This is a genomic window from Neogemmobacter tilapiae (assembly GCF_014652215.1).
Taxonomy (GTDB): Bacteria; Pseudomonadota; Alphaproteobacteria; order Rhodobacterales; family Rhodobacteraceae; genus Neogemmobacter; species Neogemmobacter tilapiae.
In genome coordinates, this window is sequence record NZ_BMYJ01000018.1 from 1 (window position 1) to 10,588 (window position 10,588).

General features: G+C 67.6%; 11 protein-coding genes and 1 pseudogene. 8 read left to right on the forward strand and 4 right to left on the reverse strand.

The genetic code is table 11. The annotated features are described in order from the left end of the window. Positions 1–223: 223 nt before the first annotated feature. Together IE095_RS17945 and IE095_RS17950 are read right to left on the reverse strand one after the other, a co-directional pair. Positions 224–565 (reverse strand): annotated as a pseudogene (locus IE095_RS17945) (YnfA family protein). Further along, positions 562–1,002, reverse strand: coding sequence for a MerR family transcriptional regulator (locus tag IE095_RS17950; protein WP_189413620.1), 441 nt, complete (start codon positions 1,000–1,002; stop codon positions 562–564). The pseudogene IE095_RS17945 and the gene IE095_RS17950 overlap by 4 nt, the downstream one beginning before the upstream one ends. Before the next feature lie 87 nt (positions 1,003–1,089). Between IE095_RS17950 and IE095_RS17955 the strand changes: the two genes are divergently transcribed. The 8 genes from IE095_RS17955 (at position 1,090) to IE095_RS17990 (ending at position 10,009) form a co-directional block, all read left to right on the forward strand. Continuing rightward, positions 1,090–3,387 (forward strand): heavy metal translocating P-type ATPase, encoded by a 2,298-nt coding sequence (locus tag IE095_RS17955; protein WP_189413622.1) that lies wholly within the window; start codon positions 1,090–1,092, stop codon positions 3,385–3,387. Positions 3,388–3,391: 4 nt separating this feature from the next. Beyond that, positions 3,392–4,015, forward strand: coding sequence for a methyltransferase family protein (locus IE095_RS17960; RefSeq protein ID WP_229804937.1), 624 nt, complete (start codon positions 3,392–3,394; stop codon positions 4,013–4,015). Further along, complete coding sequence (locus tag IE095_RS17965; RefSeq protein ID WP_189413626.1) at positions 4,012–4,173, forward strand: hypothetical protein; 162 nt, start codon at positions 4,012–4,014, stop codon at positions 4,171–4,173. The genes IE095_RS17960 and IE095_RS17965 overlap by 4 nt, the downstream gene beginning before the upstream one ends. A 148-nt stretch (positions 4,174–4,321) precedes the next feature. Continuing rightward, positions 4,322–4,753 carry a hypothetical protein gene (locus IE095_RS17970; protein ID WP_189413629.1) on the forward strand — a complete coding sequence of 144 codons (432 nt, stop codon included), beginning with the start codon at positions 4,322–4,324 and terminating at the stop codon, positions 4,751–4,753. Positions 4,754–4,762: 9 nt separating this feature from the next. Next, entirely contained in the window at positions 4,763–6,544 is a 1,782-nt protein-coding gene (locus IE095_RS17975) for an SGNH/GDSL hydrolase family protein (protein ID WP_189413632.1), read from the forward strand. Between the two features lie 82 nt (positions 6,545–6,626). Next, positions 6,627–7,793, forward strand: coding sequence for a helix-turn-helix domain-containing protein (locus IE095_RS17980; protein WP_189413635.1), 1,167 nt, complete (start codon positions 6,627–6,629; stop codon positions 7,791–7,793). A gap of 106 nt (positions 7,794–7,899) precedes the next feature. Then, a complete protein-coding gene (locus IE095_RS17985; RefSeq protein WP_189413637.1) occupies positions 7,900–8,508 on the forward strand; it encodes an NAD(P)H-dependent oxidoreductase in 609 nt (202 codons plus the stop codon). Continuing rightward, positions 8,501–10,009 (forward strand): serine hydrolase domain-containing protein, encoded by a 1,509-nt coding sequence (locus IE095_RS17990; protein ID WP_229804938.1) that lies wholly within the window; start codon positions 8,501–8,503, stop codon positions 10,007–10,009. The genes IE095_RS17985 and IE095_RS17990 overlap by 8 nt, the downstream gene beginning before the upstream one ends. On the opposite strand, the gene IE095_RS17995 is transcribed toward IE095_RS17990, so the two are convergent. Then, positions 9,988–10,203 (reverse strand): hypothetical protein, encoded by a 216-nt coding sequence (locus IE095_RS17995; RefSeq protein WP_229804939.1) that lies wholly within the window; start codon positions 10,201–10,203, stop codon positions 9,988–9,990. The two genes, IE095_RS17990 and IE095_RS17995, sit on opposite strands and share 22 nt — an antisense overlap. Before the next feature lie 136 nt (positions 10,204–10,339). Beyond that, the coding region (locus tag IE095_RS18000) for a recombinase family protein (protein ID WP_229804940.1) at positions 10,340–10,588 on the reverse strand (249 nt) is incomplete at its 5' end.

A 10,588-nucleotide genomic window follows, 5' to 3' on the forward strand; every position in this document is an offset into this window, starting at 1 on the left:
CCACGAGTATGGCACATCGCGATGCCGTCAGGGTGAGAGCGGCATCCACCCCATCTCCAGTCTACCTTATTGATTTTAATATACTTATGCGTCGCTTCCCCGGCTGCACTTCTGGCGCATCCGCGACCGAACTACGTCGCGAAGACGACAATCATCTAGTGGCACTATCTTCGGCTGTTCCAGCGTGACACTCCGCCTTGACGATCTTCGGTCGAGCGCCTGACTAGCTCCCCATCTCCCTTGGACCGAACAGGATGACCGCCGCACCGAAGAGGCAGATCCCCCCGCCTGTCAGGTCCCAGGCGTCCGGCCGCTGCTTTTCGACCATCCAGAGCCAGAGGAGCGATGCGGCGATCTAGACCCCGCCGTAGGCCGCATAGGCGCGCCCGGCGAAGTCGGATGGGGCGAGCGCGAGCAGCCATGCGAAGGCGGCGAGGCTCGCGACTCCGGGGACAAGCCAGATGGCGCTCGCCCCCTGCCGCATCCAGGCCCAGACCGCGAAGTAGCCCGCGATCTCGGCCAAGGCGGCGCCGGCATAGATGGCGAGTGTGCCGGGCGCGGTCACGGACTGGACTCGCTCTCCGGATGGCGGTGGTCGGTGGAGCAGAGGGAATGGTCGCCCAGCACCTCGATCACCCGGCAATCGGCAATCTTGCCGCCCGCGCATTGCACGACCATCCGCTCCAGTTCGGCCTTCAGCGCCGTCAGCCGCGCGAGGCGGCGCTCCACCTCGGCAAGCTGCGCGCGCGCGATGGCGTCGGCTGCGACGCAAGGCTGTTCGGGATTGTCCGAGAGGCTGAGAAGGTCACGGATCGCCTCGAGCGTGAAGCCAAGGTCCCGTGCGTGGCGGATGAAGGCAAGCCGCTCCAACGCCTTGCGTCCGTAGAGCCGCTGGTTGCCGGCGCTACGCCCGGCCTCCGGCAGAAGCCCGATCTGTTCGTAGTAGCGGATGGTCGGAACCTTCACTCCGGCCTGCGCCCCGATTTTTCCGATGGTCAACATCAGATTCCCCTTGAAGCTATAGTTGCTAGAGACATTAGCTTCCCGACTCGATGAAGACAATCGCCCCGCTGGGGCCGAGGATTGACGATGGCCGAAGCACGAAACGAAACCGCTTGCGACTGGACCGTGAAGGGCATGGATTGCGGATCCTGCGCCACCAAGATCAAGGATGCGGTGTCGCGCCTGCCGGGAGTGAGCGGTGTCGAGGTCGCCATCATGTCGGAACGTCTCCGTCTGACCCTCGACGAGGCGCAAACCGGGCGGGACAGAATCGAGAGCGCCGTTCGTGCGCTCGGCTATGAGATCGCGCCACGGGCAGCATCGGCGAGGAAGGACTTTGTGCTGCCCGCGACGCCGACGGCAGGGGCGCCTGGCGAGAGGGATGGCGGGGCAGATCAATCGGGCCACGACCATGACGGTCATGACCATGCGACGCACGGGAAGGTTTCGCTGCGTGACGACTCGGGCCATGGCAGCCCGGGCCATGTCCACGACGACCCCGCCGACCGGGGCAAGCACTGGTACCAGACCGGAAAGGGCAAGCTGGTCATCTTCACGGCAGTCCTGCTCGGCGCGGCCTGGATCGTCGAGTTGATCGCGCCGGACATCGGCCGATGGGCTTTTGTCGCGGCCTGCCTCATCGGGGTTGCTCCGGTCGCGCGGCGCGCCTTCGCCGCGCTGCGGATGGGCCAACCCTTCACTATCGAGAGCCTGATGACGATCGCCGCCGTCGGCGCGCTGTTCATCGACGCGGCGGAAGAGGCAGCGCTGGTCGTGTTCCTCTTCGCGGTCGGCGAGGTGCTTGAAGGTGTGGCGGCGGGCAAGGCGCGCGACGGCATCCGGGCCCTGGCCAAACTGGTGCCCAAGACGGCGCTCCTCGAAGTGAACGGCACCACGCGCGAGGTTCCTGCGGCGAGCCTGGCCATTGGCCAGACCGTCCTGGTACGCCCGGGCGACCGCATCCCGGCGGACGGCGAGATCGTCGAGGGCACCTCGGGCGTCGATGAAAGCCCGGTCACCGGCGAAAGCGTGCCGAGGACGCGCGGACCCGGGGATGCGGTGTTTGCCGGGGCAATCAATACCGAAGCGGCCCTCCGCGTTGCGGTGACAAAAGGGGCCGAGGACAACACCATCGCGCGGATCATCCGGCTGGTCGAGGAAGCCGAGGAGGCGCGCGCGCCGACGGAACGCTTCATCGACAGGTTCAGCCGCTGGTACATGCCGGCCATCGTTGCCGTCGCGGCGCTGGTCGTGCTTGTGCCGCCACTGGCCTTCGGCCAACCCTGGGATACCTGGGTCTATCGTGGCCTGGCGCTGCTTCTGATCGGCTGCCCCTGCGCGCTGGTGATCTCGGTTCCGGCCTCGATCGCCTCGGCGCTGTCCTCCGGTGCGCGACGTGGGCTGCTGATGAAAGGCGGCGCGGTGATCGAGGCGGCGTCCAAGATCGGCTGGGTCGCCTTCGACAAGACCGGCACCCTGACGCATGGCCGGCCGCAGGTGACCGATGTAGTGCCCTTCGGCAAGACGACTGAGGCCGAGCTTCTGGCTGTCGCCGCGGGCGTCGAGACGGGGTCGAGCCACCCGTTGGCGGTCGCCATCCTGAACCGTGCGAAGGACGCGGGCGTCGCGCCGCTCGCCGCCAGCGACGCCAAGGCGCTGATGGGCAAGGGCGTCGTGGCGACGGTCGACGGCGCCCCGGCCTGGGTCGCCTCGCCCCGCTACGCCATGGACAACGGCGGTCTTGACGGGCTTGGACTGCGCCAGGCGACGATCTTCGAAGAGGAGGGCAAGACCGCCGTCGCGGTGTTCCGCGCGAATTCGCCGCTCGGCCTGATCGCGATGCGCGACGAGCCGCGGGCGGATGCGAAGGATGCCGTGCGCCAGCTGACCGCGATGGGCCTGACACCCGTCATCCTGACCGGCGACAACCCGCGGACGGCGGCGGCGATCGCGGGCGGCCTTGGCCTGAAGTTCGAGGCCGACATGCTTCCCGAGGACAAGCTCGCCTATATCCGCGAGATCGGGGCGAAGGACGGCGTCATGATGATCGGTGACGGCATCAACGATGCGCCCGCCCTGAAGCAGGCGTCGGTCGGCGTCGCCATGGGATCGGGCACCGATGTGGCGCTGGAAACCGCCGATGCGGCGATCCTGCGCGACCGCGTGACCGACATTCCCGCAACCATCCGCCTCTCGCGCGCGGCCATGGCCAACATCCGTCAGAACGTCACCATCGCGCTGGGGCTGAAGGCGGTGTTCCTCGTCACCTCGGTCCTCGGCCTGACGGGCCTCTGGATCGCGATCCTGGCCGATACGGGTGCGACGGTGCTGGTGACGCTGAACGCGCTGCGTCTCTTGCGGTTCAACCCCGAGCGCGAGGCGTGAGGCGATGATGTCGGCTTTCGGCTGGGCCGCGCTGGCCCTTCTCTTCGGCTATCTGGCACTGTTCCTTTGGGGGACCACGGCGGCGACGCAGGCGGCGGGCAGGCCGGTCTGGCTGTTCGGGCAGGCAAGGCGACGCGAGCGGCTGGCCGCCTTCGGGTTTCGTGCGGCCTTCGTGCTTGCCTTCTTCGGGCCGCTTCTCTGGCTGGCATTGCCTGTGCTCCACAAGGCCGATCCGCTCTGGACCGAAGGCCGGGCGGTTGCCGCCGGGTTGATCGGTGTCTTCCTCGCGGGCGTGGGGGCGATGGTCGCCTTTGCGGCGCAGATGTCGATGGGCGCCTCCTGGCGTGTGGGGGTCGTGCCCGGCGCGACGGGCGCCCTCGTCACGGGCGGGCTCTACCGCTACAGCCGGAACCCCACCTTCGTGGGGCAGTTCGCCTTGCTGGCCGGTGTCGCGCTCGCGGTGTCATCGCTGCCCACTGTCGTCGCGCCGCTCGTCTTCCTGTGGTCGACTGTCACACAGGTGCGCGCGGAGGAGACGGCCCTGCGGGCGGCACTCGGGGCGGACTACGACCGCTACACCGCCGCGGTGCCGCGCTGGATCGGGCTGCGCCATGGAACCGCTCCATGACCCGACCTGCGAATGTAGTGCTGGCCACGGTTCTGCTCGACCAGACGATCATCCGCTCTGCGGTGAGTGACAAGAGTTATGTCTGGAAGGGCGGCAATGAGGTTGGCTATGAAAAGGCCGAAGGCGCCGAAGCTGTTACCGGTGAACGCCGCCAATAAACGCTCCACGCCATTATTCGGTCAATCCGCCCGGCGTCCGGCCTGTCAGACGGGACGTCCCATCCCTCAGACACGGGCGCAAAAGAGTGCTGGAGCGGCGCAGAAGGACCGGGCCACCTCTACGCGTGGCCTAATCCAAGGACCGAACATGCGACTTGCTTTTATTCTCGGCGCGGCCCTGCCGCTTACTGCCTGTGTGGCCTCGGGCGCGGGCACCGGCGCCGTCACCTCTCCCACCGGTCGGCCCGAAGGCCCGGCGCGGGTGGAGTTCATCACCAACGGCGGCGCAACCGCCCAGATGATCGTAACCCTGCCCGATGGCGAGGTCTTTCGCGGCCCCGCCGTTTCAGGCCAGCGCCAAAGCCAGCCGGGCGTCGGCTTCGGGCCGGGCACCAAGGACATCTTCGTCACCGCGCCGGGGCGCGAATGGACGGGCGAGATCCTTGCGGTGCTGCGCTCAGGCCGTGGCCAGACGATGGACTGCGCCTTGCGCGAAAAGCGCACCGGTCTTGGCCTCGAAGGCGGGGCTGTGGGCAGTTGCACCGTCTCGGACGGGCGGCGCGTACAGATCGACCTGTGAGGCCGGCCCATGATCCGCACTTCCGTCAGCCTTCTGGCCCTTCTCATCGCCATGCCTGCCATGGCCGACACGTTTGTCTTTGGTGACAGTTCGGTGGAACAGGGCAACCTCTATGCCCGGCCGGGCTTTGACCGGACCGGCAGCCCCTATTACGCCCCCGACGGCTTCAGCCGCGAATCCAACGGCCCCGTCTGGATCGAGCACCTCGTTCCCGGTATCGCGCCGTCCGCCGGGGCCGGCGCGGGAGCCCACGACATCAACTTTGCCTATTCGGGCGCGACCTCGGGCGATGACAACATCGCCGGGCCGGTCGCCGGCACCGGGTTCGACGCGCAGATCGACGATTTCGCATCGCGCGGACTGCGCGGCAAGGCGGGCGATCTGTTCTTCGTCGCTATCGGCACCAATGACTTCATCCGCGACCTAGGCATCCGCGATCTGCGCGCGACCTCGGCCGAGGTGATCGGCAACAACGGCGCGGGACTTGACCGGCTGTCCGGCTACGGGGCCGAGCGGGTGCTGGTCGAGGATGTGCCGAACTTCCACCTTGCCCCAGCCTTCGCGGGCCTCGTCCCGCCCGAAGATCAGGACGAATTCGACGCGATCATGCGGGCGGTCCTTGACGAGCACCGCGCCGAGCAGATCGAAGCCCTGCGCGACCAGGCGGACCGGACTGGCACCGACCTCGTCACCGTCAAGGTGAGCAAGCTGTTTGACCATGTCCTTGCCCATGCCGCAGAGCTTGGCTTCGCAAACGTGACTGACGCCTGCTATGACGAGGCGGCAGGAACGCTCTGCTCCACCGACAAGGCGGTGCAGAACAGCTATCTGTTCTTCGACGGTCTGCACCTGACCGAGGCCGGCCAGCGCATCCAGGCCGACTATTACCGCGCGCTTCTGGGGCAACTAAACGGCTCTGCCCACGACCTGCCCGAGGGCATGGCCCGCTTCGCCCTAGGCACGATGGACCAGCTGGCGGCCCGAAGCCGTGATGCCCGCTTCGCGGCCTGGGCCGGCCCGGTTCCGCAGCAGGGCCTCAGCTTCTCCGCCGACGCGGGTGTTGGGTCGGACAGTGGCAGCTTTGCGGGGCTCGGGGTTGGCTGGTCGGATGGTGTTGACTGGACCTTCCGCTTCGATGGCGCGCGACAGGGTGGCAGCATCGCTGGAGTGCCGGGGTCATCGGACTTCGACGGCTGGTCGGTCGTCCTGTCGGGCGAGCGGCGCTGGGGCGATTTCCGACTGGGCGCGAGTGTGGGCAGGCTGAGCGGCAGCGCGACAGGCTTCCGCACCATGCCGGTCGCCCTGATGCGCGCCGACCATGACGCCGATGTCGATGGTCAGTTCGCGGAAATCGCCGCCGGCTATGTGGTTGATCGCGGCGCCTTGACGATCCAGCCCGCAGGTTGGCTGCGATGGTCGGAGGTCAACGTCGGCCGCTTCACCGAACGCGGCGACACCGGGCTGGAGATGGCGTTCGACGGGCTGTCGACCTCGGGCGTCGTGGCCGGTCTGGGTGTAGACCTGCGCTATGCCGCGACGGACCGCATCACCCCATGGCTGAGCGTGAGCTGGGAAGAAGCCATCTCGGGCTTTGACGGCACGCTGACCGGACGCCTGGTCGACAACTCGGCTGGCGACATCGCACGGGCCTATGGCCTTGGGGGCGGTGCTGGCGAGCTGCGCCTTGGCGCGGACATCGAACTTGGCCAAGGGGCCACACTTGGTCTGGCGGGCTGGGCCAACACCGACAGCGACGCGGGCGCCTATGCCCGTGTCGGCTGGCGCTTCTAGGGGAGGCCGGGCCTTGCAACGGCCTCACATAAATGGGAAACTCTGCCTCGCACTCCTGTCAGTGAGGCGTTGGTTGGATGTCGTGGCAGCCCTGCTTCTGGTCGGGCTCGGTCAGGGGTTGCTTCTGGCCGGGCTTCTCTTGCTGCGCCGCGATCTGCGCGGCGCCTCGACGCTGTTCCTGGCCGGGCTGATCGCGGCGGTCACCCTGTCGGGTCTGGAAGACGCGGCGCTGCGCTTCGGTTGGCTGGCGACAGGCCCGGCGCTGGCCGGGATGACCCTGCCGCTTCTGCCCTTCATCGGCCCCTGCCTCAGAGGCCATTGCGAGGCTGTGCTCGATGCCGATTGGCGTCTGGACCGCCGCTACTGGCCATGGGCGGTCTCGACCGGGATCGGCGTGGTCTTCGCGCTCCTGTTCCTTGCCCAGCCGGCCGAGCTGCGGCTTGCGATCCTCGCCGACACGGCCGAGCCCGAGGATGCCGGCGCGGCGCTGGCGGTGCTGGTCTTGCTGGTCGTCTATCTGGTCACCGCGCTGTCCGTGGCCGTTGCCCTTGTCACCAGCTACCGCGATCTGCGCGGCCGCACCCTGAGCGTCGAGATCAACGACCCTCTCGCCGCACGCCTCGTCTGGCTGCGCGGGCTGATCGCCCTGTCCGGTCTGGCCTGGCTCGGCTACGCCGCGAGCCTGCTGGCCGGGCTCGTCCCCGGCCTTCCGGCGGCCACGGTGCAGTCGGTCTCGTCGGTTGTCCAAGTCGCATCGCTTTACGGCATCGGGCTCTTGGGTCTTGTGCAGCCGGACCGCATGCTGCCGCCGCCGGGGCAGATGGTGGCGGCGGTGCTGGCCCCGGTGACCGGGAAATACGGCCGCTCGGCGCTGGCGCCCGAGGACCGCGCGCGCCTTGCGCAGGCGATCGAGCGGGCGATGCAGCGCGAAAGGCTCTACCGCGACCCGATGCTCAGCCTGCCGCGGCTGGCCTCTGCCGTGGGATCGAACGCCAATGACGTGAGCCAGGTGCTGAACGCGCATTTCGGGATGGGCTATCACGACTACGTCGCGCGGCTGCGCGTGGCCGAGGCGCAGCGGATCCTGAACGACCCCGACCGGACGGAAACCTTGCTGGAAATCCTGCTTGAGGTCGGCTTCAACTCCAAGTCGGTGTTCAACGCCGCCTTCAAGCGCGAGACCGGGCTGACGCCGTCCGAATTCCGCCGCCGCGCGCTGGCGACGCATGCTTCGGACGGGGCCGCATGAAGACCGGCCCTGTCAAGGCGTGCAGGTCAGAATGGCTCGGCTGGCCAGGCACTCGGCAAATCAGAGCACCTTGAAGCGACCCGGCCACAAGCACGACGAGGGAACCATGAAGATCCTGTCCATCCTCGCACACCCCCGGTCTGACAGCTTCTGTCATGCGGTCTCGGAAAGGGCGCGCGCGGCCCTTGCCGCAGCGGGGCACGAGATCGCTCACCACGATCTTTACGCGGAACGTTTCGATCCCTGCCTTTCCGCAGACGAAGCCTATACCGTGGGAGACACGCTGGAGGGCGCCATTTCCCGCGCGGTCGACCCCGTCGTCGCCAGACACCGCGCAGAAATCTCGACGGCAGACGGGCTTCTTGTGGTTCATCCGAACTGGTGGGGAAAGCCGCCCGCCATCCTTGCCGGCTGGCTGGACCGGGTCTTGGTGCCCGGGGTGGCCTATCGGCTGGCTGCCGCGGACGGATTGCCCGAGGGGCTTCTTTCTGTCCGGCGGGCGCTCATCCTCAACACCTCGGACACGCCCGCCGAACGGGAACAGGCCGATTTCGGCGACCCCCTCGATTTGATCTGGCGTAACTGTGTTCTGCCCTTCTGCGGTGTCACCGCCAGCCAGCGGCGCGTCTTCCGGCCCGTGGCCGGCAGTCCGGACGCGAAAAGGGAGGAATGGCTCCACGAGACAGAAGCTTTGTGCCGCACCTTCTATGTATGAGGCAGAACCGATGCTGATTAACTTTCAAAATCTGCGGGCCTGTCTGCGGCGTCGGCATTCAACGCTTTTGCCGATTGTCCTGTGGGCCGGGGTCATGCTGACGGTCTTCCCGGCTTTCGGACAGGGCAGTCTGCCGGAAAGGCCGGATCCCGCAGCCATCGCCGCCCATGTGCGCGAGGCGCTGGCCCGCGACCGGGTGCCGGGTGCCTCGGTGGCGGTGATCTGGGAAGACGAGGTCCTCTTGCTGGACGGCTTCGGCATGGATGGCGACGACCAACCCGTGACGCCGGACACGGGCTTTCGTCTGGGGTCCATGAGCAAGGCCTTCACCGCGCTGGCCGTGATGCGCGCGGTCGAAGCGGGCGTGCTGTCACTGGATGCGACTGTCCAGTCTGTCCTGACCGACTTCACGCTGGCCGATCCCGAGGCCGCCGGGCAGATCACCCTGCGCCAACTTTTGGCTCAGACCAGCGGCATTCCCCGCACCGCGCCGCGCGGCGCCGTGGATGCGCCGCTCGCCGCTCATGTGGCGGCTCTGGCGCGGGCAGAACCAGCGGCGCGACCAGGCGAGCGGCACATCTACGCCAGCCCGAACTACCTCGTGGCCGCCCGCATGCTCGAGGTGGCCGAAGGCCGTCCCTTCGCGGATCTCCTGCGGGATACCGCCCTCATTCCCCTCGGGCTGACCGATACCCATGTTGCCGCCGCCGATGGCCACCTCGCACCCGGCCACCGCTACTGGTTCGGTTTCCCCTTTCCAGCCGAGCTGCCCGAGGAACCGGGGCGCCTCGCCACGGCGAGCCTGATCTCTTCCGCCGCTGATATGGCGCGCTTCCTGCGCTTTCAGCTGGGCGAAGGATCGTGGGAAGGGCAGCGCCTGCTGTCCCCCGCCGCGATGGCCGAGATGCACCAGGGCACCGTCGAGGGCGACGGCTTTCGCTACGCCATGGGCTGGCGCGACGGCCGGATTGCGGGGACCCGCGCGCTGCATCACGGCGGCATCCTTCCCGACTTTCGCGGCAAGATGATCCTGTTGCCCGATCTGGGTGCGGCTGTCGTCGTCCTCACCAATGCCTCGACCCTGATGCCGCTGCCCGCCCAGCCGACAAGCCATCTGTTGGCGGACGAGATCGCCGGCTACCTCGCGGGCGAACCCCTTGCCTCTGGCACCCTGTCCTTCGGCACCGTGGTACTTGCGGTCTGGGCCGGCCTGGCTCTCTTGCTTGCCAGCCAGGTCAGGTCGCTTTGGTCGCGGCCAAGCGAGACGGTCGGCGCCAGGCGAAGACTTTCAGGCCCAATCCTTGACCTGGCGGTGGCGGCTAGTCTGGTCGCCGGACCGCCCCTCCTGATCGGCCTGTCCTGGCCGGACTTGTGGGCTGGAAGCCCGGATCTGGTCATCTGGTCAGGTCTAATGGTGTGCCTTGTCTCCGGTTTTGGGGTTCTCGAACTGTGGCGGTTCTTTTCACAACGGCGCAACGATCAGAAGTCCGTCTCAAAGTAGATCCCGGCACAGTCGTAGACGACCGCTGCCGCTGTCGCGCCGGTGTTCAGGAACAGCCGCGGCGACAGGAACTGCGTCGCGGCGGGCAGGTCGGCGGTGATTTCCTGTTCGAAGATCGCGCCCGACACCTCGTCGACCACCCGCACCCAGACCGAGCTGCCGTTCGGCGGTGCAGCGATGAACAGGGTCAGCACCCCGCCCGTTGCCACGGCAATGCTCGCCCTCGATGCCGGTCAGTGTTGTTGCTCCGGTGCCGTCTCTTCGCGCGAACTGCAAGCGATTATGCGTCGCGCGCTGGAAGTGCGAAGGCATGAAAAACAAAGCGAATATTCAAATGTTCTTGGACATAGTGCCGATCCTCCCCACCAATCCCACCACATTGGACACCTGCCACTTGCCCCCGCGCCTTGTCTGGATGCCGCGCTTGGTGAGTTCCGCGGCGATGGCGCGGAGGGAGGTGTGCCCCTCGGCGCGAATGTCGGCGAGGACGGGGGCCAGGTCTTGGGCGAAGGCTTGGGCGTTGGCGGTGACGGTGGCGCGAAGGGCGGACCCGCCTTTGCCCGCACGGCGCAGGGCGGC

What these genes read in the sequence shown, in the direction of transcription:
- IE095_RS17950 (WP_189413620.1), bottom strand. Translation starts at nt 1,002, where the DNA reads ATGTTGACCATCGGAAAAATCGGGGCGCAGGCCGGAGTGAAGGTTCCG.
- IE095_RS17955 (WP_189413622.1), top strand. Translation starts at nt 1,090, where the DNA reads ATGGCCGAAGCACGAAACGAAACCGCTTGCGACTGGACCGTGAAGGGC.
- IE095_RS17960 (WP_229804937.1), top strand. Translation starts at nt 3,392, where the DNA reads ATGATGTCGGCTTTCGGCTGGGCCGCGCTGGCCCTTCTCTTCGGCTAT.
- IE095_RS17965 (WP_189413626.1), top strand. Translation starts at nt 4,012, where the DNA reads ATGACCCGACCTGCGAATGTAGTGCTGGCCACGGTTCTGCTCGACCAG.
- IE095_RS17970 (WP_189413629.1), top strand. Translation starts at nt 4,322, where the DNA reads ATGCGACTTGCTTTTATTCTCGGCGCGGCCCTGCCGCTTACTGCCTGT.
- IE095_RS17975 (WP_189413632.1), top strand. Translation starts at nt 4,763, where the DNA reads ATGATCCGCACTTCCGTCAGCCTTCTGGCCCTTCTCATCGCCATGCCT.
- IE095_RS17985 (WP_189413637.1), top strand. Translation starts at nt 7,900, where the DNA reads ATGAAGATCCTGTCCATCCTCGCACACCCCCGGTCTGACAGCTTCTGT.
- IE095_RS17990 (WP_229804938.1), top strand. Translation starts at nt 8,501, where the DNA reads ATGTATGAGGCAGAACCGATGCTGATTAACTTTCAAAATCTGCGGGCC.